23 protein-coding genes, 1 tRNA gene and 1 pseudogene are annotated in these 25,392 nt (G+C 70.4%); 10 read left to right on the forward strand and 15 right to left on the reverse strand.

Annotated elements, in window-relative coordinates:
- Window positions 1-394 precede the first annotated feature (394 nt).
- Window positions 395-1,540, reverse strand: coding sequence for a 4-hydroxyphenylpyruvate dioxygenase (gene hppD, locus AC07DF_RS37605; RefSeq protein ID WP_478981401.1), 1,146 nt, complete (start codon window positions 1,538-1,540; stop codon window positions 395-397).
- 123 nt (window positions 1,541-1,663) lie between these two features.
- On the opposite strand from hppD, the gene AC07DF_RS37610 reads away from it, so the two are divergent.
- From AC07DF_RS37610 to AC07DF_RS37640, 7 genes are read left to right on the forward strand one after another with little or no spacing between them, the layout of a single operon-like run.
- Window positions 1,664-2,134, forward strand: a complete 471-nt coding sequence (locus AC07DF_RS37610) for an Lrp/AsnC family transcriptional regulator (RefSeq protein WP_469415512.1) — start codon at window positions 1,664-1,666, stop codon at window positions 2,132-2,134.
- A gap of 18 nt (window positions 2,135-2,152) precedes the next feature.
- The gene (locus AC07DF_RS37615) at window positions 2,153-2,800 is read left to right on the forward strand and encodes an ABC transporter permease (protein WP_478981404.1); all 648 of its coding nucleotides are present in this window, start codon (window positions 2,153-2,155) and stop codon (window positions 2,798-2,800) included.
- On the forward strand, window positions 2,793-4,055 hold the full coding sequence (locus AC07DF_RS37620; RefSeq protein WP_478981406.1) for a betaine/proline/choline family ABC transporter ATP-binding protein: 1,263 nt from the start codon (window positions 2,793-2,795) through the stop codon (window positions 4,053-4,055). The genes AC07DF_RS37615 and AC07DF_RS37620 overlap by 8 nt, the downstream gene beginning before the upstream one ends.
- A complete protein-coding gene (locus tag AC07DF_RS37625; protein ID WP_478981408.1) occupies window positions 4,052-4,885 on the forward strand; it encodes an ABC transporter permease in 834 nt (277 codons plus the stop codon). The genes AC07DF_RS37620 and AC07DF_RS37625 overlap by 4 nt, the downstream gene beginning before the upstream one ends.
- Window positions 4,882-5,838: a glycine betaine ABC transporter substrate-binding protein gene (locus AC07DF_RS37630; protein WP_478981410.1), complete on the forward strand. Its 957-nt coding sequence runs from the start codon at window positions 4,882-4,884 to the stop codon at window positions 5,836-5,838. The genes AC07DF_RS37625 and AC07DF_RS37630 overlap by 4 nt, the downstream gene beginning before the upstream one ends.
- Window positions 5,839-5,894: 56 nt before the next feature.
- Entirely contained in the window at window positions 5,895-6,479 is a 585-nt protein-coding gene (locus AC07DF_RS37635; RefSeq protein ID WP_478981412.1) for an ArsR/SmtB family transcription factor, read from the forward strand.
- A gap of 1 nt (window position 6,480) precedes the next feature.
- Window positions 6,481-6,666 (forward strand): hypothetical protein, encoded by a 186-nt coding sequence (locus AC07DF_RS37640; protein WP_478981414.1) that lies wholly within the window; start codon window positions 6,481-6,483, stop codon window positions 6,664-6,666.
- Here the strand turns inward: AC07DF_RS37640 and AC07DF_RS37645 are convergent.
- The 4 genes from AC07DF_RS37645 to AC07DF_RS37660 all read right to left on the reverse strand — a co-directional run bounded on the left by AC07DF_RS37645 (window position 6,663) and on the right by AC07DF_RS37660 (window position 11,927).
- On the reverse strand, window positions 6,663-7,454 hold the full coding sequence (locus AC07DF_RS37645; protein ID WP_478981416.1) for a S16 family serine protease: 792 nt from the start codon (window positions 7,452-7,454) through the stop codon (window positions 6,663-6,665). The genes AC07DF_RS37640 and AC07DF_RS37645 overlap by 4 nt on opposite strands.
- 86 nt (window positions 7,455-7,540) lie before the next feature.
- The gene (locus tag AC07DF_RS37650; protein ID WP_189723962.1) at window positions 7,541-8,182 is read right to left on the reverse strand and encodes an IclR family transcriptional regulator; all 642 of its coding nucleotides are present in this window, start codon (window positions 8,180-8,182) and stop codon (window positions 7,541-7,543) included.
- 367 nt (window positions 8,183-8,549) lie between these two features.
- Window positions 8,550-10,349 (reverse strand): DEAD/DEAH box helicase, encoded by a 1,800-nt coding sequence (locus AC07DF_RS37655; protein WP_478981419.1) that lies wholly within the window; start codon window positions 10,347-10,349, stop codon window positions 8,550-8,552.
- A gap of 132 nt (window positions 10,350-10,481) precedes the next feature.
- Entirely contained in the window at window positions 10,482-11,927 is a 1,446-nt protein-coding gene (locus AC07DF_RS37660) for an MFS transporter (protein WP_478981421.1), read from the reverse strand.
- Window positions 11,928-12,150: 223 nt separating this feature from the next.
- On the opposite strand from AC07DF_RS37660, the gene AC07DF_RS37665 reads away from it, so the two are divergent.
- Window positions 12,151-12,222 (forward strand) — tRNA-Cys (locus tag AC07DF_RS37665).
- Window positions 12,223-12,278: 56 nt separating this feature from the next.
- Here the strand turns inward: AC07DF_RS37665 and AC07DF_RS37670 are convergent.
- The 6 genes and pseudogenes from AC07DF_RS37670 to AC07DF_RS37695 all read right to left on the reverse strand — a co-directional run bounded on the left by AC07DF_RS37670 (window position 12,279) and on the right by AC07DF_RS37695 (window position 16,635).
- On the reverse strand, window positions 12,279-12,935 hold the full coding sequence (locus AC07DF_RS37670; protein ID WP_478981423.1) for a hypothetical protein: 657 nt from the start codon (window positions 12,933-12,935) through the stop codon (window positions 12,279-12,281).
- 24 nt (window positions 12,936-12,959) lie between these two features.
- On the reverse strand, window positions 12,960-13,289 hold the full coding sequence (locus AC07DF_RS37675) for a hypothetical protein (RefSeq protein WP_478981425.1): 330 nt from the start codon (window positions 13,287-13,289) through the stop codon (window positions 12,960-12,962).
- Between the two features lie 800 nt (window positions 13,290-14,089).
- Window positions 14,090-14,502 (reverse strand): annotated as a pseudogene (locus AC07DF_RS37680) (tyrosine-type recombinase/integrase); the annotation flags it as partial.
- 357 nt (window positions 14,503-14,859) lie between these two features.
- Window positions 14,860-15,537: a DUF6082 family protein gene (locus tag AC07DF_RS37685; protein WP_478981427.1), complete on the reverse strand. Its 678-nt coding sequence runs from the start codon at window positions 15,535-15,537 to the stop codon at window positions 14,860-14,862.
- A gap of 52 nt (window positions 15,538-15,589) precedes the next feature.
- On the reverse strand, window positions 15,590-15,961 hold the full coding sequence (locus tag AC07DF_RS37690; protein WP_478981429.1) for a DUF397 domain-containing protein: 372 nt from the start codon (window positions 15,959-15,961) through the stop codon (window positions 15,590-15,592).
- Between the two features lie 257 nt (window positions 15,962-16,218).
- Window positions 16,219-16,635, reverse strand: a complete 417-nt coding sequence (locus AC07DF_RS37695; RefSeq protein ID WP_478981431.1) for a DUF6083 domain-containing protein — start codon at window positions 16,633-16,635, stop codon at window positions 16,219-16,221.
- Between the two features lie 223 nt (window positions 16,636-16,858).
- Here AC07DF_RS37695 and AC07DF_RS37700 point away from each other — a divergent pair, with 223 nt between their 5' ends.
- Both AC07DF_RS37700 and AC07DF_RS37705 read left to right on the forward strand, forming a co-directional pair.
- A complete protein-coding gene (locus AC07DF_RS37700; protein ID WP_478981433.1) occupies window positions 16,859-17,671 on the forward strand; it encodes an alpha/beta fold hydrolase in 813 nt (270 codons plus the stop codon).
- A gap of 14 nt (window positions 17,672-17,685) precedes the next feature.
- Complete coding sequence (locus AC07DF_RS37705) at window positions 17,686-18,510, forward strand: MerR family transcriptional regulator (protein ID WP_478981434.1); 825 nt, start codon at window positions 17,686-17,688, stop codon at window positions 18,508-18,510.
- Here AC07DF_RS37705 and AC07DF_RS37710 read toward each other — a convergent pair.
- From AC07DF_RS37710 to AC07DF_RS37725, 4 genes are all read right to left on the reverse strand, one after another.
- Entirely contained in the window at window positions 18,465-19,631 is a 1,167-nt protein-coding gene (locus tag AC07DF_RS37710) for an SUKH-4 family immunity protein (RefSeq protein ID WP_478981436.1), read from the reverse strand. The two genes, AC07DF_RS37705 and AC07DF_RS37710, sit on opposite strands and share 46 nt — an antisense overlap.
- Before the next feature lie 316 nt (window positions 19,632-19,947).
- Window positions 19,948-22,257 (reverse strand): xanthine dehydrogenase family protein molybdopterin-binding subunit, encoded by a 2,310-nt coding sequence (locus AC07DF_RS37715; protein ID WP_478981438.1) that lies wholly within the window; start codon window positions 22,255-22,257, stop codon window positions 19,948-19,950.
- Window positions 22,254-24,368: a (2Fe-2S)-binding protein gene (locus AC07DF_RS37720; protein ID WP_478981440.1), complete on the reverse strand. Its 2,115-nt coding sequence runs from the start codon at window positions 24,366-24,368 to the stop codon at window positions 22,254-22,256. Before AC07DF_RS37720 ends, AC07DF_RS37715 begins: the two co-directional genes overlap by 4 nt.
- Complete coding sequence (locus tag AC07DF_RS37725) at window positions 24,365-25,258, reverse strand: FAD binding domain-containing protein (protein WP_382836586.1); 894 nt, start codon at window positions 25,256-25,258, stop codon at window positions 24,365-24,367. The genes AC07DF_RS37720 and AC07DF_RS37725 overlap by 4 nt, the downstream gene beginning before the upstream one ends.
- Between the last annotated feature and the right edge of the window lie 134 nt (window positions 25,259-25,392).

A 25,392-nucleotide genomic window follows, 5' to 3' on the forward strand; every position in this document is an offset into this window, starting at 1 on the left:
GGCCGAGCCCGGACCGGGGCGGCCGGGCGGCCGGGCGCGCGGGCCGTACAAGTGGCCGGGCCGTGCAGGTGGCCGAGGGCCGTGCCCGGGGGCCGTGCGGGGCGCACGGGGCCGCGCCCAGGCCCGGGCCGATGCGAAGCCGGACCCGGCAGGCGCCGGGCCGAGGCCGAGCCCGGACCGGGGCGGCCGGGCGCGCGGGCCGTACAAGTGGCCGGGCCGTGCAGGTGGCCGAGGGCCGTGTCCGGGCCCCAGGGCCGTGCGGGGCGCACGGGGCCGTTCCCGGGCCGGTGCGGAGCCGGGCCCGGCAGGTGGCCGGGGCCGAGGTCGGATCAGGCGGTGGCCGGGCCGTGCGGGTGCCCCGTGACACCCGGCGCGGCCCGGAGCCGGCGTCGGGCTACAGGTTGCCGCGGCGGGCCTGCTCCCGCTCGATCGCCTCGAACAGGGCCTTGAAGTTGCCCTTGCCGAAGCCCATCGAGCCGTGGCGCTCGATGATCTCGAAGAAGACGGTCGGGCGGTCCTGGACCGGCTTGGTGAAGATCTGCAGCAGATAGCCGTCCTCGTCGCGGTCGGCGAGGATCTTCAGCTCGCGCAGGGTGTCGATCGGGACGCGGGTCTCGCCGACCCACTCCCCCAGGGTGTCGTAGTACGAGTCGGGGGTGTTGAGGAACTCGACGCCGGCCGCCCGCATCGTACGGACCGTCTGCACGATGTCGTTCGTGTTGAGCGCGATGTGCTGCACGCCCGCGCCGCCGTAGAACTCCAGGTACTCGTCGATCTGGGACTTCTTCTTGGCGATGGCCGGCTCGTTGATCGGGAACTTGACCTTGAGCGTGCCGTCGGCGACGACCTTCGACATCAGCGCGCTGTACTCGGTGGCGATGTCGTCGCCCACGAACTCCTTCATGTTCGTGAAGCCCATCACCTTGTTGTAGAAGCCGACCCACTCGTTCATCCGGCCGAGCTCGACGTTGCCGACGCAGTGGTCGATCGCCTGGAAGGTGCGCTGCGCGGGCGGCTCGACCATCGGCTCGGCCGCGACGAAGCCGGGCAGGTACGGGCCGTCGTAGCCGGAGCGCTCGACGAGGGTGTGGCGGGTCTCGCCGTAGGTGGCGATGGCTGCCAGCACGACCGTGCCGTGCTCGTCCTTCAGCTCGTACGGCTCGGTGACCGAGCCGGCGCCGTGCTCGAGCGCGTAGGCGTACGCGGCGCGCGCGTCCGGCACCTCGATGGCGAGGTCGACGACGCCGTCGCCGTGCTCGGCCACGTGCCGGGCGAGGAAGCGGCCCCAGTCGCTCGTGGGCTTGATGACCGAGGTGAGGACGAAGCGGGCGGAGCCGTTCTCCAGGACGTACGCAGCGGTCTCGCGGCTGCCGTTCTCCGGTCCGGAGTAGGCGACCAGCTTCATGCCGAAGGCGGTGGAGTAGTAGTGCGCCGCCTGCTTGGCGTTGCCCACGGCGAAGACGACCGCGTCCATTCCCTTGACCGGGAAGGGGTCGGCCTGCCGGGCGGTGTCGGGAGTGTGGTGTGTGGTCTGCGTCATAGCCGCAGGGTCTCCCCGCTCGGCAAGGTGCGCAATAGTTTGCGTTTCCGCTGGGCAATCTGTTCAGCAACACGGCCGGGAGACCGGCCCTTCTGTACAGGATGACCACCTCGGGAGGCTGCTGTGGCGATCGATCATCTGGACGGCCGGATCATCCTGCTGCTGGCCCGGGAGCCGCGGATCGGGGTGCTGGAGATGTCCCGGCGGCTGGGCGTGGCCCGGGGCACGGCGCAGGCCCGGCTGGACCGGCTTCAGTCGAACGGAGTCATCCGCGGCTTTGGTCCGCAGGTGGACCCGGCGGCGCTCGGCTACCCGGTCACGGCGTTCGCGACGCTCCAGATCCGGCAGGGCCAAGGAGCCGACGTACGGGCCCACTTGGCGACCGTGCCGGAGGTGCTGGAGCTGCACACCACCACCGGCAGCGGGGACATGATGTGCCGCCTCGTGGCCCGCTCGAACGCCGATCTCCAGCGTGTGATCGACCGGGTCGTCGGTTTTGATGGCATCGTCCGGGCCTCCACGGCGATCGTCATGGAGAACCCCGTTCCGCTGCGGATCATCCCGCTGGTGGAGCAGGCAGCGGAGGAGACCTGAGTCGTGGGGTGAGCGCGTGTGAACTTCTTGGAGTATCTGGGCAACCGGAAAGAGCAGCTGCTCACGGACGCCTACCAGCACGCGAGCGTCGTCTTCCAGTGCATGGTCGTGGCGACCCTGATCGGAGTGCTGATCGGCGTCGTCTCCTACAGCAGCGAGTGGGCCGGGAACCTCGCGACCACGACCACCGCCACCATCCTGACCGTCCCGGCGCTGGCCCTGATCGGTCTGCTCATCCCGATCGTGGGTCTCGGCGTGCCGCCCACGGTGATCGCCCTGACGCTGTACGGGCTGCTGCCGGTCGTCCGCAACGCGATCGTCGGCCTGCGCGGGGTCGACCCGTCGCTGGTGGACGCGGCCAACGGCATCGGCATGTCCCGGCCGGCCCGGCTGCTGCGGATCGAGCTGCCGCTGGCCTGGCCGCCGATCCTGACCGGGATCCGGGTCTCCACCCAGATGCTGATGGGCATCGCGGCTATCGCGGCGTACGCCTCCGGCCCCGGCCTCGGCAACGTCATCTTCCGCGGCCTCGCCTCACTGGGCAGCGCGAACGCGCTCAACCAGGTCCTCGCGGGCACGCTCGGCATCATCGTCCTGGCGCTGCTGTTCGACGCCGCGTACGTCCTGATCGGACGGCTGACCATTCCCAGGGGGATCCGTGCCTGAGTCCGGCGACCACGGGGCCTCCATCGAGCTGGAGAGCCTGACCAAGCGGTTCCCCGGCAGTGCGCAGCCGGCCGTGGACAACGTGAGCATGGAGATCAAGGCGGGCGAGGTCGTCATCTTCGTCGGCCCCTCGGGCTGCGGTAAGTCGACCACGCTCAAGATGATCAACAGGTTGATCGAGCCGACCGGCGGCCGGATCCGCATCAACGGTGAGGACGTCACCGACATGGACCCGGTCAAGCTGCGCCGCAAGGTCGGCTACGCCATCCAGTCGGCCGGCCTCTTCCCGCACATGACGGTCGCGCAGAACATCGCCCTCGTGCCGAAGATGATCGGCTGGCCGAAGAACCGGATCAAGGAGCGGACCGAGGAACTCCTCGACCTGGTGGGCCTCGACCCCGGCGAGTTCCACGGCCGCTACCCGCGCCAGCTGTCGGGCGGTCAGCAGCAGCGCGTGGGAGTGGCACGGGCCCTCGCCGCCGATCCCCCGGTGCTGCTGATGGACGAGCCGTTCGGGGCGGTGGACCCGATCACCCGTGACCATCTCCAGGACGAGCTGATCCGGCTGCAGCACGAGCTCCACAAGACGATCGTCTTCGTCACCCACGACTTCGACGAGGCGATCAAGATCGGCGACCGGATCGCCGTCCTGCGCGAGCGGTCCCATATCGCGCAGTTCGACACCCCGGAGGCCATCCTCACCAACCCGGCGGACGACTTCGTGTCCGGTTTCGTGGGCGCCGGGGCGGCGCTGAAGCGGCTGAACCTGACCCGCGTACGGGATGTGGAGGTCACCGACTATCCGACCGTCACGATCGACGACCCGTTGCAGCAGATCTTCAACCGGCTGCGGGCCGGCGGCACCAACGAGGTCCTGCTGCTCGACCGGCGGGGCCGCCCCTACAAGTGGCTGCGGCGCGGCGACCTGATGCGGGCCCGGGGTTCGCTGGCCCGGGCCGGGACGCTGGTGCACGACACGGTCACCCGGGACGCGACCCTGCGGGACGCGCTGGAGGCGGTGCTCACGGACAACGCGGGGCGGGTGGCGGTGACCGGGCGGCGCGGCGAGTACACGGGCGTCGTCGACATGGAGACCCTCATCAACTCCGTGCACGAGCTGCTGGAGGCCGACCGGCTCGACGCGGTGGAGCACCAGCACGAGCTGGAGTCGCTGCGGGCCTCGCAGACGCACGCGGAGCAGGAGGGCGGCGGCGTCGCGGGCGTGGGCGGCTTCGGCGGGGAGCGGAAGGCGTGACCGCGCCCGAGGTGACGGACGTTCCGTCCGATCCGGCGGCCGATGAGCAGGCCGAGGAGCAGGCCGAGGAGTTCCGGAAGCCATCGGCTCCCCGGCCCTCGCGCATCAACTGGCAGAAGCTGACCGTCCTGCCCGCCGCCCTGGTGGCCTTGCTGCTCACCACCTATCTCTGGTTCCAGCAGGCCGACCTGGACGCGCTCTCCCGGAACGCCCTGTCGGGCGGCCAGGTCTCGAAGGCCCTGTGGCAGCACATCCAGCTGACCGTGATCTCCACGTTCTTCGTGCTGATCATCGCGATCCCGCTGGGCATCCTGCTGACCCGCCGGGCGTTCAGCAGGGCCACGCCGGTGGCGATGGCGTTCGCCAACATGGGCCAGGCGACCCCGGCGATCGGCCTGCTGGCGCTCCTCGTCATCTGGCTGGGCATCGGCCGCAGGGCCGCCCTGATCGGCATGATCATCTACGCCATCCTGCCCGTGCTGTCGAACACGATCACCGGCCTCAAGGCGAACGACCCGACCCTGCTGGAGGCGGCTCGCGGCATCGGCATGTCCCCGCTGGGCGTGCTGCGCCGGGTCGAACTGCCGCTGGCCGTCCCGCTGATCCTCGCGGGGGTCCGTACGGCCCTGGTCCTGAACGTCGGTACGGCGACCCTGGCGGTCTTCGGCGGGGGCGGCGGCCTCGGCGTACTGATCACGACCGGCATCACCAACCAGCGGATGCCGGTGCTGGTGCTGGGCTCGATCCTCACGGTCGCGCTGGCGCTGCTGGTGGACTGGCTGGCGTCGATCGCGGAGTTGGTGCTGCGGCCGCGGGGGTTGCAGTCATGAGGCGGGTGTGCCTGCCGGTTGCCGTCCTGTTGGTCGCGGGGTGCGGCCTGACCAGCGGCTCTCCCATGACCGACGACGTGAATCCGGGCTCGATCGGCCGGGGTGAGCCGCTGAAGGGGGCGCAGCTGACGGTGACGTCGAAGTCGTTCACCGAGCAGCTGATCCTCGGCTCGATCATGGGCATCGCGTTCGAGGCGGCCGGCGCGGAGGTGGTCGACCGCACCGGCATCCAGGGCTCCATCGGCAGCCGCGAGGCGGTCCGCAAGGGCGAGGCGGACGCCGGGTACGAGTACACGGGCACGGCCTGGATCACGTACCTCGGGCACAGCAAGCCGATCACCGATCCGCAGCAGCAGTGGGAGGCGGTGGAGAAGGAGGACGCGAAGAACGGGCTGGTCTGGTTGCCGCCGTCGAAGCTCGACAACACGTACGCGCTGGCGATGAACCAGCAGAACGCGAAGAAGTACGGCACGAAGTCGATGTCGGACGTGGCGAAGCTGTCGAAGGCCGACCCCGACGCCGTGAAGCTCTGCGTGGAGGTGGAGTTCGCGAACCGGGCGGACGGGCTGCCGGGCATGCAGAAGGCGTACGGGATGAACGTGCCGGCGCGGAACGTCACGCAGATGGACACGGGGATCATCTACACGCAGACGGAGAAGGGGAGTTGCCCGTACGGGGAGGTGTACACCACGGACGGGCGCATCAAGTCCATGAACCTTGCCGTGATGGACGACGACAGGAAGTTCTTCCCCAACTACAACGCGGCGCCGATGATCAACGCGAAGTCGCTGAAGGAGTGGCCGGCGATCGCGGAGGTCCTGAACCCGGTGACGGCGCGGCTGAACAACTCGGTGGCGCAGGATCTGAACGCGAAGGTGGATGTGGACGGGGAGGATCCGCATCAGGTGGCGTTGGACTGGATGGTGGGGGAGGGGTTCGTCAGGGAGGGGTGACCAAGAGTTGCAAAGAAACCCTTGCAAGTACTTCTTTGCAAGGATAGCTTTGCATCATGCCCGAACCCCAGAACCCTCAGGTGCGGCAACTCGACGCCCGTTCCTTGCGCGGACTCGCACACCCCCTGCGCATGCAGTTGCTGGACGCCCTGCGCTTCGGCGGCCCGGCCACGGCCTCCCAACTGGCCGGGAAACTGGGCGAATCCAGCGGTGCCACCAGCTACCACCTGCGCCAACTAGCGGAGTACGGCTTCGTCGAGGACGCCCCCGAGCGGGGCAAGGGGCGCGAGCGATGGTGGCAGGCAGTCCACCACGGCCTGCACTTCGACGACGCCCTGCTCAGCGACTCGGATCCGGCCGTACGCGGAGCTGCGGACCTGTACCTCCACGAGGTCGCCACCACGCAGACCCGGGAGCTGTCGACATGGCTGGGCAACCGTGACTCATGGCCCGAGGAGTGGAGCGACGCCTGGGACATGAGCAGCGCCACGCTGCGACTGACACCCGAACTCACGCGAGAGCTCGTCGAGAAGATGCACGCGCTGGTCGAGTCCTACCGCGACCGCACGCCCACAGAGGACGCCCCTGACGCCGAGCAGGTCCGCTTTCACACCCACGCCTTCCCGATCAGGACGGACTGAGATGCACCCGGACATCCACCTCGCCCTGCACCACGCCCGTGCCGCCGAGCTCCGAGCCGAGGCCCGGGCTCCGAGGCCCGTCAGAGGCAGGCAAGGTCACCCCCTGCGGGCCCGTCTCGGCTGGACCCTCGTGGAGGTCGGGCTGCGGCTCGCCACCCGGACACCGGGCCCTGCCACGGCCCATTAACAGCTGGGCACGGACCCCTTCCCCGTCTCCAGGGCCACCAGGGAACTCACCGTGCTCTTCAGCGTGGTCACCGGAATCAGCCGAAGGCCCTTCGGCAGCTCGGCCCGCGCATCCCCGCACTCCGCCTTCGGGACGAGGAACACGGTCGCGCCGTCCCGCTTCGCCGCCTGCGTCTTGAGGGCGACGCCCCCCACCGCACCGATCGTGCCGTCAGCGGCGATCGTGCCCGTACCGGCGATGACACGGCCCCCCGTGAGGTCCCCGCCGCTGCCGTCGCCGTCGAGCTTGTCGATGATCCCCAGGGAGAAGAGCAGCCCCGCGCTGGGCCCGCCCACGTCGGCGAGCTTCAGGCTCACCTTGACGTCCTTGGCGTTCAGGCCGAGGTAGCCCAGCGCGGCCTGCGTCGCCGCGTCCTGGGACTCCTTCATCTGCTCCTCGTTGTGCCGCTCGATCTCCTTGACGCTGTCACCGTTCGGATAGACGGCGTCGCGCGGCATGACCGCCTGGTCGGTGCGGAACCAGCTGTCGATGACGTCGGGGAGCGAGACGCGGGTGTCCGGGGAGGTCGCCTCGATGGTCGTCATACGCAGTTGCCCGCGGGTGTCCCGGGCCGGTGCGCCCGAGATGGTGATCACCTCGGCGCCCTTGTTCTCCCCGAGCACGTTCGCGGTCATCCCCGGCTGCGCCACCGAGAACGGCAGGGGCGCGAACACCGCCGTGGCGAACAGGGCGGCGACGGGCAGGGCACAGACGGCGATGGCCCGGGGGCGCGTGAGACGAGAGAACACGGGATCAATCTAACTCGGGGGTGGGATCCGTCCCGGATCAGGTCGCCCGGACCTTGGCCGGGGACGCTCGGGAGACATGGCGGAGGTCAGCGCAGCGCCTCCGCGACCTCCCGTGCCGCCTCGACGACCCGCTCCCCCACCCGCTCCGGCACCACATCCGCCAGCATCACCACGCCCACACTGCCCTCGACGCCCGTCACGCCCAGCAGCGGCGCCGCCGCCCCGCAGGCGCCCGCCTCCAGCTCCCCGTGCGTGAGCGTGTAGCCAGGGTCCGTCATCGGGTGCTGCCGGGCCGCGAGGATCGCCTTGCCGGCGGCGCCCCGGTCCAGGGGATGCCGGAACCCGGCGCGGTAGGCGACGTGATAGTCGGTCCAGGTCGGCTCCACCACGGCCACGGCGAGCGCGTCCGCCCCGTCGACCAGGGTCAGGTGCGCCGTGGCGCCGATGTCCTCGGCCAGCGACCGCAGCGCCGGCATCGCGGCCTCCCGGACCAGCGGATGGACCTGCCGCCCCAGACCGAGCACGCCGAGCCCGACGCGGGCACGTCCGCCCAGGTCACGGCGTATGAGTGCGTGCTGTTCCAGTGTGGCGAGCAACCGGTACACCACGGTCCGGTTCACGCCCAGCCGAACGGAGAGCTCGGTCACGGTCAGCCCGTGGTCCGTGTCGGCGAGCAGCTTGAGGACCCGCAGTCCTCTGTCGAGCGTCTGGGAGGTCTCCGCGGTCACGACGCCCACTCCTTAGTGGTGAGGTCGGCGGCCCCCTGGCGGCTGGTGCGTCACCGAGTCCCGTCGGCAACGCGCTTCAGAGGCCGCCGATCGGCCGGCGGCCCGGCCTGTCCGGACCGCGTCGCTTCACGGCTGCGCTCCGCGGCGGCGCTGCCACGGGGCGTATGCGTAGCGGGACAGTAGCGAAGCCGGTTCGCTGAGCGGAAGGCTCCGTCCAGAATCCGGGCACAGCCCAGGGGCAACTGGCTCCCTTTGCCCTCATACGCGCATCAGGAGCCTCGCGTCGCCCCACCGAGCACACACGACACCCGCACATCCGGAACCTGGCGTGGCGATGCCGGTGAGGGCGGTGAGGGCGGTGAAGGCGTCACTTCATCCGGGTCGCCCACTCCTGCACCTTGGCGATCCGCTGCCGCAGCTGCCCCGCCGTCGCCTCCGCCGCCGGAGGCCCCCCGCACACGCGCCGCAGCTCGGTGTGGATCACACCGTGCGGCTTGCCGCTCTGGTGGACGTACGCGCCGACCAGCCCGTTGAGCTGCCGCCGCAGCTCCATCATCTCCTTGTGGGAGACCACCGGCCGCCGCTCGGCGGGCATTTCGAGCAGGTCGGCCTCCTCGTCCGGCTTCTTGCGGCTGTGCGCGATCTGCCGGGCCTGCCGCTTCTGGAGCAGCAGCTGGACCTGGTCGGGCTCGAGCAGCCCCGGGATCCCGAGGTAGTCCTGCTCCTCCTCGCTGCCCGGGTGGGCCTGCATGCCGAACTCGGCGCCGTTGTACATGACCCGGTCGAAGACGGCCTCGGACTCCAGTGCCTCGAAGGAGAACTGCTCCTGCTCGCCGGTGTCCTCGTCCTGCTCCCTGTTCGCCTCGTCCATCTCCTTCTCGGACTCGGCGTAGGGGTCCTCTTCCCCCTGCTTCTTGGGCTTGTCGAGGACGTGGTCGCGCTCGCGCTCCATCTCGTTGGCGAAGGAGAGCAGGTCGGGCACGGTCGGCAGGAACACGGAGGCCGTCTCGCCGCGGCGCCGGGAGCGCACGAAACGGCCCACGGCCTGGGCGAAGAAGAGGGGCGTCGAGATGGTCGTGGCGTACACGCCGACCGCGAGCCGCGGCACGTCCACACCCTCGGACACCATGCGCACCGCGACCATCCAGCGGTCGTTACTGGCGCTGAACTCGTCGATGTTCTTGGACGCGCCGGTGTCGTCGGACAGCACGAGGGTCGCCTTGCTGCCGGTGATCTCACGGATCAGCTTGGCGTAGGCGCGGGCGGAGTCCTGGTCCGCCGCGATGACGAGCGCGCCCGCGTCGGGGATGGCCTTTCGCACCTCGGTCAGCCGCTGGTCGGCGGCGCGCAGCACGGAGGGCATCCACTCGCCGCGCGGATCGAGGGCGGTACGCCAGGCCTGGCTGATGGCGTCCTTGGTCATCGGCTCGCCCAGCCGCGCCGCGATCTCGTCACCGGCCTTGGTGCGCCAGCGCATGTTGCCGCTGTAGGAGAGGAAGATGACGGGGCGCACGACGTTGTCGGCGAGGGCGTTGCCGTAGCCGTAGGTGTAGTCGGCGGCGGACCGCCGGATTCCGTCGTTCCCCTCTTCGTACGTCACGAAGGGAATGGGGTTGGTGTCGGACCGGAAGGGCGTACCGGTCAGGGCGAGCCGGCGGGTGGCGGGCTCGAAGGCCTCCAGGCAGGCCTCTCCCCACGACTTGCTGTCACCGGCGTGGTGGATCTCATCGAGAATGACGAGGGTCTTGCGCTGTTCGACCCGGTTGCGGTGCAGCATGGGCCGCACACCGACACCGGCGTACGTCACGGCGACCCCGTGGTACTCCCTGCCGAGCGGCCCCGCGCTGTACTCGGGATCCAGCTTGATGCCGATCCGCGCGGCCGCCTCCGCCCACTGCTTCTTCAAATGCTCGGTGGGCGCGACGACGGTGACCTGCTGGACGACGTGGTGGTGCAGCATCCAGGACGCCAGCGTCAGCGCGAAGGTCGTCTTGCCGGCGCCGGGGGTGGCGACCGCAAGGAAGTCCCGCGGCTGCTCCTGGATGTACTTCTCCATCGCGCCCTGCTGCCAGGCGCGCAGCTTGCTGGCGGTACCCCAGGGGGCGCGGCCGGGGAACGCCGGGGACAGGTGGTGCGAGGCAGAGCTGGTGCCGGCGGTGGTAGTCACGGTCTCCGTAAGGGGTCGGGCGGCTCGTCCAAGCGAGGGGCTCGGCTACGTATGACAACCGGGCCACCCTACCGGCGGCCCGAGTCTGTCAACGCGCGGACAAGCCCGGACCACCCACGGGTGGGACCGACGTCACAGCTCCCGCAAGCGGGTCGTCACCCATGCCCCCACGAGCGCCACCGCCGCCATCGGCAGGAACACCGCGGCGAAGGCGGCGGGATGAGAACCGGAGGCGTGTGCGGCCGTGTGGCTCACCGTGCCACCGCCGAGGGCGGCGAAGGCGGCTCCCCCGGCGGACAGGAGGACGACGTTGGAGAGGCCGTCGGATATCTGCAGGGCGGCGGAGTTGGAGCCGGCTTCCGACGGGGCGGAGAGCTGGAGCAGGAGCACGCTCGTGGAGGAGATGACGAGCCCCATACCGAGGCAGCCGAAGGCCCATGCGACGGCCAGGGTCCAGACGGGCACGGAGTCGATCAGCACACTCGGTGCCGTGGCGATGGCCGCCGTCACCAGCAGCATCCCGACGGTCGTCAACCGCTCCCGGTACGGCTCGAAGCGCGACCGCGACTGCACCCACGAGCCCAGCGCCCACGTCCCGCCGCCCGCGGCGAGCGAGAATCCGGCCAGGGTCGGACTGAGCCCGCGCTGGGTCACGAGCATCAGCGGCACGAAGGACTCCGCGGCGATGAAGGACCCCGCGGCCACGCCGCGCAGCAGCACGACCGACGGCAGCCCGCGGGCGGCCCGGTAGGTGCCCTTCGGCAACAGCCCGAGCACGGCGGGCACCAGCAGGGCCACCCCCACGGCACCGGGCAGGAGCGAGAGGGGTCGCAGGTCCTGGGCGGCGTACTGGAGCAGCCCCGCGCCGAGGGAGATGGCCAGGGCGAGACGAATACGCCGACGGTCGAAGGACGTCGGGACCGCCTCCCCGATCGGACCGCCGGCCCGGCGCCGTATCTGCGGCAGCGCGAGCGCCAGCGGGAAGACGACGAGCACCGGAATCCCGACGAACACCCAGCGCCAGCCCAGCTGTTCCGTCACCGTGCCGGCGGCGAGCGGGCCGACGATCGACGGTACGACCCAGCTCGCCGCGAACGCCGCCATGATCGCCGGCCGCAGCCGCTGCGGATAGGCCCGCCCGACGACGACGTACAGCGCGACGATCACCAGCCCGCCGCCGAGCCCCTGCACGGCCCGCCCCAGGATGAACAGCCACATCACCCCGGCCGTCCCCGACAGCAGCAGCCCGGCCCCGAAGGAGGAGATGCCGACGGCCAGCGGCCCGAGGGGCCCACGCCGGTCGGACCACTGCCCGGCGAGCACCATCCCGAACAGACTCGTCGTGAAGTACCCGGAGAACGCGAACGCGTAGAGCGACACCCCGTCCAGCTCCCGCGCCGCGACCGGCATCGCCGTCCCCACGGCCGTCGCCTCGAAGGCGATGAGCAGCACGACGGAGACGATCCCGACGCTCAACGCCCGGTAGGCCCGCCCCAGCACGGTCTCCTCCACCTCGGCGACCGAGGGGGCTTTGGCGGCGTCTACGACCTCTGGGTCACTCGGCTTGGGGACGGTCATGCCCGCCAGCGTAAGGTCCACAGGGCCCGTTGACCCCTGTCTCGAGACGGCCAACCACCCCGACCTTGGTCGTACGACCCTGGCCCGGCACCCGCTCTGTGAACGCCGTATGGCAGTCCCGTTGCGGCACACCCGATGCCCTTGAGCACCGTTCCCCCACCGGCCTACGGTCAGTACACCGAGTTGGAACACGGCCGTGTGCCGAGCAGTTCCTCCTCGCCCCGGCCGTGTGCCCGAGTGGTTCAGGGGCTCGCCTGCAAAGCGAGTTACGTGGGTTCGAATCCCGCCACGGCCTCTGTCTGCCTGACCAGGCAAAATGAAAGGGCGGCGCCCTCCACGGGCGCCGCCCTTCTAGGCCTCCGTCTCGATCTCCGTCTCACTTGACGCCCGGTCGAGCCCGGCGCAGCCGGACAAGCATCGGTCGCATTTGAGCTGTACGCCGGGGCGGAACTGCGGGCCCAAGACGGCGCTGAGTTCCGCCGTCGTCCCCGCCGGGATGCTGGTGAACCTGGTGACCAGCTGCCGCGGGTTGGCCACGATGGCCACAGCCATTGCCTCGGCCCTAGTGATGACGCTCACGCACTCTCGGCCGTCGTACATCTCACCGGGCACGTGATCGCAGTCCTCCGGGTCGAGGTTGCAGATCGAACACTCGGACTCCAGCACTCGGATCTCAGGGCTCAGGCCCACCCGCAGATGGGCGAGATCCACCGGGCACTCCCGGTAGTAGGCGCCGTCGCGGTAGGGCAATACACAAGATTCGGAGTAGTGACGACGGAGAAGCGATCCGACCTCATCCACGAGTTCATGGGCTGACTCGAAGAGGGCTGGATCGCGGAACTCTGAGCGATCCATGACCTCCTGGAGCTGGCTACGCAGCCCGAGCAAGGTCGCTTTCGCTGCTGCGTCGGGATGTTGAGCTGTCCGCACACTTCCCAGATTGTCGACGCAGCTCTCGTGCAGATTCTGCTCAGTCCTCTGAGAGCTGACCACGCTCGTTCCCTCCACGCCAGTCGAGCTCCTCAATCGCCTTCAGGACGGAGGCGTGACCTCCTCGGGGGCTGGTGGGTCGGCCCCGTCTTGTCGCTTCACGATGTAGCGGGTGATCATCGCAGTCACTGCTGCGACGACCAGGTCCTTGCCCACATCAGTGGCGAACTCGATGACGGGCAACCAGATGTCGGCCGAGTCGTGTGTGTGGTAATCCCGCTCCGGCTTGGCATCCTCGAAATCAACGGTCACCCCGGCAGCCCGAAGGACCTTGGCCACGGTGATTGCCTCGTATGGGTAGTTCCCCCGGTCGCCCTGGCGGGGAATGCTCGGAAGCCCCGAGATCCCCCGCCTGATCAGCACATCGGTCATGATGACCCCTCCCGCGATCATTGCTGAGAGTCAGCATCCCATAGCTGTGGGTTTCCATGGTTGGGATTGCCTGTCCACCGAGTCGCACCTAGGCCGCAAATCGAATCGTGAGCAATGCGCGGGATGTGCCTCCGTGGCAGGGCCCGGTCCGCTAGACCGTCTCGCTCGACGCGGGCCTCGTCCAGACCGCCCGGTGATCACGACTCGATACGCGCCCTAGCAGCGACCGGTGGCCTAGCCCGAGGCGCATCCCACTGGCCGCGCAATGTCAGTTCACTGCCTACTCGTCAGGGACTCACGACATCGCCGCTGGATTTCACCCATCAGATCTTGAACTCGCTCTACCTTCTCGATGTGTGGCCGTATCAGGGGGAAGGGCGGGGCTGTTCTCCCATCCCGGGGCTCACCCCAGATCCAAAAGTCACGCTCGAAGAGGTCCGTGAAGTGTTGAGCGAGTTCGGCTGCTAAATCCGTGATCTCCGCTGGCGCCTCCAGATTGAGGGGCGCACGCGCGGCCTCGAACCTCCCAGGCACACGTTGGCGGATTCCAGGAACGCACTGTATGTCTCGCGGCGGACTTGTCTGAGCCATTGCTGATGTTGCGAGTCGGCCTGTCTGTCCGCTTGATACCTCGCGGCCCGAAAGGCAACCACTGCCGCTCCCCAGGCTCCCCCGGCGCCCAGCACGGCACCACCGAGTGCACCGACCAATCCGGCTACGGCTGCATCCACGAGCGCATAACCTACGCGACCCTCATGGCCTCCAGTAGGACGGCCGCAAAGCGACCGCCCCGAGCCCGATCACTCATGTTGCCGATCGTCGACAGACATCCAAAGCAAGCCGTCCACCTGTCGCGCGATGTCTGTCCGTACGGCATCCACCATGTGCTGATACCTCGCAGCCATGGCCGTGGTTGACCACCCCATAAGGCCCATGACGGCACGCTCGGGGGCACCGAGGATGAGCAGGACTGTGGCGGCCGTGTGGCGTGCGTCGTGCAGACGCCCGTCCCGGACTGTCGCCTCCGCTAGAAGAGCCTTCCACTCAGCCCAATCCCGACGGTGTGACGGGCTGTGGCCGTACTCGTCCGGGAACACCAGACCATTTTCACCCCATCCCTTACCGGCCGCCTCCCGCTCCGCTTCCTGCGCCTTGAGGTGGGCCGCAATAGGTCAACAAGCTGATTCGGGAGACCGACCGCACGGCGGCCGGCAGGGTGGACTCCGCAGAACGTCTGACTGTAGAAGCCTGTACGATCTGTCCGAGACTGCATTCCCACCGAAGGTGCGCTTCGATCGATACGACGAACAAATGCAGAGGTAGGGTATCCACTCAAAGCCGTTCGTTGTCCTGGTCGTTGTCCAGTGCACCGACGGACGCCACCGTTCACCGCTCGTCTAACCGCGAGCCGGCCATAGCTCCGCACGTCAACGTGGACGGGGACGACAGGCTGAGTTCCGGGAAGTAGTCGTTCAGCATGCAGCAGTGCTCACAGCGTCTGAACGACGTTGAACTCGCGCGAACGAGGCCGGATCGCGCCCTGACCCAGACGAACCTGCAAAGCGAGCCGTCAGACTTGAGGTGGTTCGAAGTAGGAGTTTGCCGCAACTGGTGGCCCTGCAGTTACAGCCCTCTCATACACATACTGAGTGAGTGAGATGAATTCCTGCTCTCGCCTATTCAGACTAGCCTTGGCCCAATTATTCCAACCCTGTCCGTAAATTCGCCAATGGCGGCGCGCCACCTCGCCTTTGAAGTGCACCTCCAATGTGATCCGAGTGGCTTCAAGAGTCACGCGGCCGACCAAGTAGTCCGTGAGCCAAAGTCGATAGATCAAATTGCAAAATGTGTGTTGCCGTGCCTCTAGATACGTTAAGGGCTCGGGCGGTGGTTCCCAGCAATACATGAGCGTCTCGTCATCCAAGGCTCGGAGTATAAGCTCTTTATGCATGGATGATCGGATCTCTTCATGCATGATACGAGTCTGCTTAGCCTGGTGCCAGATCGAGACCATTGCGCCAAAGAAAGCCGCTGCGGAGAAGAGTACGGCCACTGCTCCGTAGGCCTGACTAACTTCGCTCAACCTTTTCCAGTCCATCCCGGCAGGTGCCACTGCGTCCAGGACGAAAGGGGACCAGGCGACGAGTGCCACGACTCCTATCCCGCCAGCTATCCAGGGAATCCGTTGTTTCCATAGCCCGCGAAATGGCACCTGTACACCCCCGGCTCGGCCATAACTGGCAGACATCGCCTCTACCTACGGAGATCGCAGCAAGACGGCATAGCTGGACGAGGGCGCACTAAAGCAAACGAACGACAACGTGATGCAGGAAGCGTTCCCAGCTCGTCATTGTGAAGAGTAGTTGCGGGCTTGCCGGAATTTTCGAATCACGAATCCGTATGCCGTCAGGAGCGCATGCCATCTCAAGGCAATTCGCGCCCGTGACAGATCGTGGGCTCTTGCGCCAGACCTGCTCAGCCACTCGGCCTCCTCCGGTCGTCAACAGCCATACTCCCGAAGCCACACGCCGACGTCCAGTAGAGGAACCGTCGCCCAACGAAGATGGGAGCCGCGACCGCACACGAAGCCGGTGAAGGCGTCCGACAGCTGTAAGCGGATGCACCGGAACTGGGAGGATGTCACGCGTTCGACTGCCGGCGTTGGAGGACACCTCGACACACCGCCCCAGCGCCCGCGCAACACCGAAACCACCGCGGTCAGCGCCAACACAGAGCAGCGCCCGTCTCAGTTCCCGTCTCGTTCACTGCCGTCCGCAGGCATCCGCAGCCGTTCGTTCCACCGCGTCCTGCTAAGCGCCTCTAGGGGGGTTGAACACGCCTGTACGCATTCGGACCAAACTCTGGCCAGCACCGACAAACCTGCAAAGCGAGTTACGTGGGTTCGAATCCCGCCACGGCCTCCACAGCGTCAACCGGCGTCCGGAAGCGGCTCCTGGCCGGCCTCCTCGTCGGCCTTTCGCCAAGCCCGGCGGGCGTTCTCCGTGCGTACGGCGTCCAGCCAGCGCCAGAGACCGATCTCCTCGAGTCTCAGACCGGGGCAGGCGATCCGGTGCGGTACACGGCACACGGCTCCGGGCATGGGCTCGTCCGCGCGGCTGTTCCAGGCCGTTCCGTTGGAATCCACATACCAGCGGTGCCAGGCGGGCACCATGTGTGCCGGCACCGGCATGTCCGGTTCGAGGAGGACGTGCCAGCCGTAATAGGTGATACGCCGATCACCGACGAGCCCACAGTTGGGGCAGACGGGCGGGGCGGGCGGCTCGGGCCCTGTGGCGCCTTCCATCGCGGCCTGGGCCCGGTCGGTCTTCTCCCACGGCTGCGGCACGCCTGGTGGCGCCTGCCGGTGTCCGTCGGGGTCATGTAACGGGATGATGCTCGGCTCAGCTGTATCCCCCATGGGACCGAGCATCAGGGGGAGTTCGGGACTGGGGTAGGGCGCAATCAGGGCGCAACGGGAGCAGTCGGGTGGGGCAAGGAGCAGGCCACCGCTCCGCTCCCCCGGCCGTCGGTTGACCCTGACGCACGGGCAACCCCCCACCCTGATCCGCATGACTGCGACAGGCGACAGCACCACGCGGCACCTCACCGTCCAGCACGACGGCGTCACCATCCCGTTGTCCCGTGGGGGCCGGGGAAGACCCCTGGTCCTGTGCCCCGGGCTGAACTGCACACAGGCCGACCTGCATGAGCTGATCGATCTGCTGCGGCGCGATCATGATGTCGTGACCTTCGATCTCCGGGGGCACGGTCTCTCCTCCGCCGCCGAGCGGTACTCCTTCGACACGTTCCTGGGCGATCTCCATGCCGTGATGGGGGAACTCGAGCTGCCGTCGGCGCCCCTGCTCGTGGGGTACTCCCTGGGCGCGGATCTGGCGGTGCACTACGCCGCCGAGTGTTCCGACGCCGTCGCCGGGCTCGTGCTCCTCGACGGGGCGAACCCGCTGCCCGAGCCGTTCGTCACCGACGTCGACCTCGCGGAGTTCCGGGAGATGGCGCGGCGCACGATCGAGCGGAGCGAGGGCGGTGAGCGTGCGCGTCAGATATCGCTCAGCGCCGAAGAGGTCTTCGAGCTGGGGCTTGAGATGGATGTGGTTCGCGCCGGGATTCTCGAGCGGTACCGGAAGGTCGACGGAGCCGTGCACATGATCATGTCCAGCGCGATCGCCGGCCGCGGCGGCGCGGGGCGTGCGCCGCGGCACAACCGGCTCTGGCGGGCCGGCGTCGAGCGGCTCGTCCGGGAGCGGGCGAACGTCTCCGTCTCCTGGCTCGACGCCGACCACCGGCTGGTCTTCACGCACGCGCCGGCCATCGCCGAGATCATCCGGAGCGCACACCGGCCGGTCGGCGGGTCGGCCTCCTGAGCCAGACTGGGCCGATGCTGACGATCGGCGAGCTCGCGGCCTGCGCCGGAGTGACCGTACGCGCCGTGCGGCACTATCACGCCAAGGGACTGCTGCCGGAGCCCGAGCGGGATCACTCCGGCTATCGACGGTACGACGCCGGGGCCGTGGTGGAGCTGATCAGGATCCGGACTCTCGCCGAGGCCGGAGTTCCGCTGGCGCGGGTGCGGGAGTTGCTCCAGGCCGGCGAGGAGGAGTTCGCCTCGGCCGTCGCGGACATCGACAGGCGGCTGGAAACGGAGATCCGGGTGCGGCAGCTGCACCGTGCGCGAATCGCCCGCCTCGCCTCGGGAGACAGTCTCGCCCTGCCCCCTGAGGTGATCGGGTTCCTCGACCGGCTGCGGGCGCTCGGCGTCGACGAGCGGATCGTCCGGGCCGAGCGCGACGGCTGGATCCCGCTGGTCGCGCGCTCTCCCGAGCGGGTGCCGGAGTGGATCGCGCGCAAGCGGGAGCAGATCGCCGATCCGGAGTTCGTCGACTTCTACTTGGCCTTGAGTGCGGCTCTCGGGTCGGGCGACGACGATCCGCGTCTGGTCGAACTGGCCGACCGGGTGGCCGCCTACGTCACAAAGCTGGCCGAGGAGCGGGGCGAGGAGTACGTCGGCGACCCGGGCGGCGGCATTGAGCCGGAGCTTGCCGAGTTGATGGACGCGTTCGTATTCGACACCGTGCCGTCCGCACGTCGGCTCATCGAGCTGCTGAAGCAGCGGGGCTGGGCCGGCTGGACCACACTCCGGCGCGTGAATCCGGCCCCCTACAGCACCCCACCCGCCTCGTCCCGAAACACGTCCGTCCAGTAATGCCGCCCCGACCTCCCGGCCATGACCCCCGTGGGGTCGACCGCCGAGAGGACCTGGAGCATCGTCATGGCCAGCTGGTCGTACGTGTCGGTCGTCAGCTCGTGGTCCGACTGGGAGTCGATGGCGCGTTCGCGGTGGAGGAGCCAGAGGGTGAAGGCGAGGGTCGAGACGTCCGTGTTCAGCGGGTACAGGGTCGCCTCGGGTTCGCTCCAGTTCAGGACCGCGCCCGTCTCGCCGTCGACGACCAGGCTGTTGTCGTCGACCAGGCAGCCGAGGCGTATCAAGTGGTGGGCACGGGCGGGGAGTTGCGTCGGACTCTCCGCGTCCGCGTAGTACTCGGCCAGCGTCGCCAGGGGTACGTCCGTGTCCAGGGAGAAGACATGGGCGTCCTCGGGCAGGCCGGCCTCGCGGAGGAAGCGGCGGGTCGGCTCGTGGGTGAGCGTCGCGGGGAAGTCGACGTCCTCGAAGCGGACCACCTTGCCGGGGCCGAACTCCTGGTCCAGCAGGCGGTGCGGGAGGTCCAGGGAGAGGCCGGACGCGCCGCCCCGGCCCGCGACGAGGGAGAGCGGGCGGATGAGGGCCGCCATCTTCCAGAAGGGGGCCGGTTCGCCGTCCGTGCCGTCCCGGAACACCGCCAGGAGGTGCTGGGAGGCCTGCGCCACCGCCTTCGGGCCGTAGCGGCCCGCATAGGAGGCGAACTGGCCTCGCAGGCCCGCCAGTTCGTCCGTCGCCTCGGCGAAGCGGACCAGGGTGCGCAGCGAGGGGGCCAGGGGGCGGCGGTCCATCAGGTCGGGGCGGTCGTGCAGGCAGGGCGTCGTCGTGATCTCGCCCGTCGCACCGTCCAGCAGGACCGACTCCGTCTCCATGCCTCCGGGGCCCAGCAGTCCGCCTATCACCAGCTGCTCGCGCAGCTCGGCGGAGAGGCGGTCGTCCGGGTCGCCCGTCGAGTCCGCCACCGTGCGCAGGCCGTCCCGGCGCAGCTCCGCGAAGCTGAGAACGCCGTTCTCGGAGGGCAGTCCGGGGCCGGTCAGCCAGTGCCGCGTCGACGCGTGCGTCACCCACGGGTCCAGCTCGGACTCGGTCAGGGTGATCACCGCGGAACCGGCGTCGGTCGTACTCATGGGCTCCCCCGCATGTGCTTGCTCAGCGTCCCCAGGCGGAGCACGGCAGACCGCCCGGCCAGGCCCGGCAGCCGTCCCCCACTGCCCAGAACACTACGCCCCACCACTGACAACGCCCCGGAACAGCGACGCGTGCCCAGCGACTTCAGTCCAGCGAATTCACGTCCGGCGACGGCCACGTCCAGCGAATTCAGGTCGAGCGGCTGCGCGTCCATCTCACCAGACGCTCAAACACCCCTCGCGCGTTCCGTTCCCGCCGGAATCGCCTCCACGAGGGCCACGAGGGCGACCCCTTCCAGCGGGGACGGCAGGGACGTCAGGACCGTTCCGTGACCACCGCGGCCTGCGGGCGGATCGGCAGCCGGTTCACGGGGCGGCCCGTGGCGGCCCGTACGGCGGACGCGACGGCCGCCGGGGACGTCACCACCGGCACCGCGCTGACCGCCTTCGCGCCGAAGGGGGCGACCACGTCCCGTTCCTCGACCAGCCGGACGATGCGGATGTCCGGAGCGTCGAGGGCCGTCGGGAGGGCGTAACCGGTCAGGTCCGGGTGGCGGATCAGGCCGCGCGGGGTGCGCAGGTTCTCGGTCAGCGCGATGCCCACGCCCTGGGTCACACCCGCCTCGATGCGGGCGGCGAGCTGGGCCGGGTTCAGGACCCGCCCGACGTCCTGGGCGACGGCCAGTTCCACGACCCGAACGGAACCGATCTCGATGTCGACGTCCACCACCGCGCGGATCGCGCAGAAGGACATGCCCACGAAGGCGTCGCCCTGCCCGGCCTCGTTCAGCGGCTCGGTCGGGTGCGGGCGGCACTGGGCGGTGGCCCACAGTTCCTTGCCGTCCAGCGCCTCGGTGACGGTCGTCGAGAGGACTCCGTCGTACGACGTGATCTTGCCGTCGTTGATCTGGAGCAGCTCCGTGGACATGCCGAACTTGTGGGCGAGCGGCTGGAGGAGCTGCGTGCGGACCATCTTGGCCGCGCGCTCCACGGCGCCGCCCGACACCCAGGTGTGCCGGCCGTGGCAGGCCGCGCCCGCCGTGGGCTGGTCGGTGTCGACCGGCGCCACGTGCACCTCGTCGACGCCGAGCGTCTCCTGGACGATCTGCCGGGCCAGGGTCGTGAAGCCCTGGCCGGTCTCGACGGCCGCGCACAGGACCGTCGCCACACCGTCCTGGACCTTGACGGTCGCCGTGGAGACCTCGTCCGCGCCCTCCGCGCCGAGCATGTGCACCATGCCCACGCCGTAGCCCACGCCCCGGCGCACCGCGCCCGGTTCGCCCGCGCCCTCGGGGCCGCCGGGCAGCAGCCACTCGTCCTCGGGGGTGTCCTTGGGCAGTGGTGGCAGCGGGAAGTCCCGTACGGCCTGGAGCAGTTCGGCGACCGGGGCCGGGCACGTCACCGTCTGGCCGGTCGGGAGCACGTCGCCGGTGGCCATGGCGTTGCGCAGCCGCACCTCGGCCGGGTCGATGCCGAGCTTCTTGGCGATCTTGTCCATCTGCGCCTCGTAGGCGGCGCAGACCTGCATGGCCCCTTCGCCGCGTACGTGGCCCGACGGGGGGTTGTTGGTGCGTACGGCCCAGCCCTCGATGAAGGCGTTCGGGACGACGTACGGGCCGCAGGCGAAGCCGACCGCGGCGGCGAGGGCCTCGGCGGAGCTGTCGGCGTAGGCGCCCGCGTCGAGCAGGATCTGCGCCTCGACCTTGACGAGTGTGCCCTCGGCGTCCGCGTGGTGGCGGTAGCGCAGGAGGGTGGGGTGCCGGTGGGCGTGGCCGAGGAACGACTCCTCGCGCGTGGCCGTGAGCTTCACCGGGCAGCCGGTCCGCAGCGCCAGCAGGCCGAGCGGAAGCTGGAAGCCCTGGTCCTCGCGGTCGGCCGTGGCGCCGGGGACGCCGGTGACGACGACCTTGACGCGCTCGGGCTCCAGGCCGAAGGCGGCGGCGGCCGCGTCGCGGTCGGCGTGCGGGTCGGTGGAGGCGAGGTACAGCTCCACACCGCCGTCCGGGCGCGGTACGGCCAGGCCCGCCTCGGCGCCGATGGGCGCGGGGTCCTGGCGGCCGATGCGGTACAGGCCCTCGACGACGATCTCGCCGGTCGCGTCCGGGTCGCCGTGGTGCAGCGGGATGTGCCGGATCAGGTTGCCGTCGGGATGCAGGGGCTCGGCCTCGAAGGCATGCTCCGGGTCGGTCACCGGGTCGAGCGCCTCGTACTCGACGATGACGGCGGCGGCCGCCATGCGCGCGGTGTCCGGGTGGTCGGCGGCGACGGCGGCGATGGGCTCGCCGTGGTGGCGTACGACCTCGGAGGCGAAGACCGGGCGGTCGGCCGTGCCGCGGCCGTGGAACGGGCTGCCGGGGATGTCCTCGTGGGTGACGACCGCGCGTACGCCGGGCATCTCGCGCGCGTGGGAGGTGTCGATCGACACGATGCGCGCGTGCGGGTGCGGTGAGCGCAGCACGGCCGCCCACAGCAGTCCCTCGGCCCACAGGTCGGCGGCGTAGGGGAAGGTGCCCTCCGTCTTGGCGCGGGCGTCCGCGGCCGGGAGGGACACACCGAGGCCGTGCGGCGGCGCTTCGGGGGCGGGGGCGGCCTCCGCGGCCTGCGCGGTGGCTGCTTCGTTGCTCACGCGGGGCCTCCGTCCTGGCCGTAGGGCTGGTCGTGCGCGTCAGGGGAATGCGGGTCCGGGGAACGCTCGTCCTGGGCGTACGCCTCCGGGGGCGATCCGAAGGCCGAGGGGTGGACACCGCCGGCGCCCGGGCCCGCCTGGCGCGGGATACGGGCCTCGTCGGTGTCGCCCGCGGCGGGCGCGGCGTGTGTCTCGCGTTCGGCGACCACGTCCTTCACCGCCTCGACCACGCCCCGGTAGCCGGAGCAGCGGCACAGGTTGCCGCAGAGTGCCTGGCGGGTCTCCAGTTCGGTGGGCGCCGGGTTGCCTTCCAGGAGGTCGTGCACCGTCATCGCCATGCCCGGTACGCAGAAGCCGCACTGCACGGCGCCGCAGCGCGCGAGGGCCCGCTGGACGTCCGAGGGCTGCCCGTCCTCGGCCAGGCCCTCCACGGTGCGGACCTCGCTGCCGGCGGCGGTCACGGCCGGGACCAGGCAGGACGCGACGAGCCGCCCGTCGACCTGGACGTTGCACGCCCCGCACTCGCCCTGCGAGCAGCCGTCCTTGGCGCCGGCCAGCCCGAGCCGCTCGCGCAGCACGTACAGCAGGGACTCGCCGATCCACGCGTCGGTGACGGGGCGGTCGGTGCCGTTGACGCGCAGGACGTAGGAGGCGAGGGGGTGTTCCTCCTGTGGGAGGGCGGGTGCGTCCTGGGATGCGGAGGCCGCGTCGTCCGGGGCGCCGGAGGGGTCCTGCGGTGCCTGGTCGTCCGGGGTCTCGCCGTCGGCGGCCTCCGGTCCGGCATCGGTGTCCGCGTCCGCCATGTCGGGGAGGGGCACGGCGACCGGCTCGGCGGGGCTGTCGGCGCCCTCTGCGGCGTCCGGGACGTCCTCGGCGGGCCCGTCGGCCTCACCGGTCCCGGGAGCGGCCTGTGAGGCGTCCTGGACGGCCTCCGAAGGCGCGGCGGGCTCGGCGTGTTCGGCGTGTTCCTCGTACGGCTGGGCGGGCGCGGGGGGCGCGGGGTGTTCGTCCGGGTGTCCGGCGGGGCCGGACGGTTCCGCTGCGTGGCCGGGTACGGCGGACGGCTCCGCCGCGTGCTCGGGACGCTGCTCGCCCCGGTACTCGGGGCGGTGCTCGCTCCCGTGCTCGGCGCGGTGCTCGCCCCCGAGATCGACTCCGGGATCGACGCGATGGTCGGCGAAGCCCGACGGCTCCGGCGCATGGCCGAGCCCCTCGGGCTGTGGAGCGTGCCCGCCGCCCTGCGTCCGGTGTGCCGGGTCCGTCTCCTGCGGCAGGGGCCCGGCAGACGGCTGCTCCGGGGCGTGCGCGCTCTGGTCCGGGGCGTACACGGAGGGCGGTCCGGCGAGCCCCTGCGGCCCGTGGCCCTGCTCGTGTTCCCGCGGGTAGCCCGGCCCGGCCTGCTCCTGCCCCGGGGCGTCCTGCTCGGCCTGCTGCCCCCACGGCTCGCCCGCCGCCTGGGTCGCCCAGGGTGCGGGCGCGCCGCCCGGCAGCGTGGCGGGCGGGTTGCCGCCGCCCCACTGCTCGACCAGCGAGGACGTGGTGAACTCGCCCGACTCGTCCGGCAGGTCGCCCCCGGCGACGGGGATGGACCACTGCCCGGTCACGTCATGGCCGGGCGCGGGCTCCGCCGCCGCGGCCTCCTCGAAGTTCCACTGCCCGGTGGCTCCCGGGTTGTACGTGAACCGGTCGTCGCCGCCGTGCTGCCCCGCCCCGGGGTCGGAGCCGTACGGCGTACCGGTGCCGTAGGACGCGTCGGAGCCGTACGGCGTGTCGGCTCCGTACGGCTGCTCGGCGACCTCGTGGCCCTGCTGCTGGTGTGCCGCGTGCGGGTCGTGCCACTGGGCGCCGTCGACGGGCGCTCCGGGCACCGGCCACCCGCCCGTGGCGGCCGGGTCGGTTCCGGCGGTCGTGGCGGGGTCGACCGTTATCTGCGGCGGTACGTAGCCGTGGCCGGGCGCGGCCAGGGGGCTGTCGGCGGCCAGCAGGGCGTCGATGCCCCCCTCGGGGAGCTCGACGAAGGCGGTGGCGCCGTCGTCGTACTCACCCTGGGGCAGCGGGTCCCAGCGGCTGCCGCCCCGGGGTGTGCCCTGTCCGTGCTGGTCGTCGGTCACGACAGCGCCCTCCCCAGTGCTCGTCGGGCCAGCGCGGCGACGGTGCGCCGCAGGTGCAGTACGGCGGGCGGAAGCTGCGGTACGGAGCCGTCCTCGGCCGGGGCCGCGTCGGGGATGCAGGCCGTGGCGACGTACTCCCCGAAGGCGTTCAGCGCCTCCGGCACGATCGCGCGGTTGTTGTCCCAGTCGATGAGCCGGCCCACCCACTCCTCGGCCTCGAGGGGCCGCAGCGCCATCGGCGCTATGGCGCCCACCGCGCAGCGCACACCCCGGCGCGCGGGGTCCAGGACCAAGGCCACGGACGCCACCGCGCGCCCGGGGCCGGTACGGCCGGTCGCCTTCAGGAAGACCTGCGGGGCGTGCAGCAGCGGCACGCGCACGTAGCCGATGAGTTCACCGGCGCGCAGCATGTCCATCCCGGCCAGCAGGTGCGACACCGGGATCTCACGGCGGGCTCCGCCCGGGCCCGCGATGATCAGCGTCGCCTCCAGGGCCGCCAGGACCGGCAGCGCGTCACCGGTGGGGGCGGCCGAGGCGATGTTGCCGCCCAGGGTGCCCGCGTTGCGGATGTGCGGCGGGCCCGCGGCGCGCGCGGCGGCGGCGAGCGCCGGGATCAGGGCCGCGAAGTCGGGGCGTCCCATGCGCGCGTGGGTGAGGCCCGCGCCGAGCAGCGCGTGACCGTCCTGGTACTGCCAGCCGCGGATCTCGCTGATCCGGCCGAGTCCCACCAGCGCGGCGGGCCTGAGCTGCCCGGAGTTGACGGAGGCCATCAGGTCGGTGCCGCCCGCGACGGGCACGGCGGCGGGCACGGCGGTGAGTGCCGCCACGGCCTCGTCCAGCGTCGTGGGCAGCGTGACGGCCTGCGCCGCCTGCGGTGCGTGCGTGGTCAAACCGGCTGCCCCTTCCCGCTGCCCCACCTGGTCCCACCTGTGCTGCCGTACGGTACGTGCTGACAGGGCGGACGTGGCAACTCTGGCACATCTTGGCGAGAGCCGAAGACACGGGTCCGCTAGGAGGCATTCGC

The organism is Streptomyces sp. NPDC044719 (assembly GCF_056433405.1).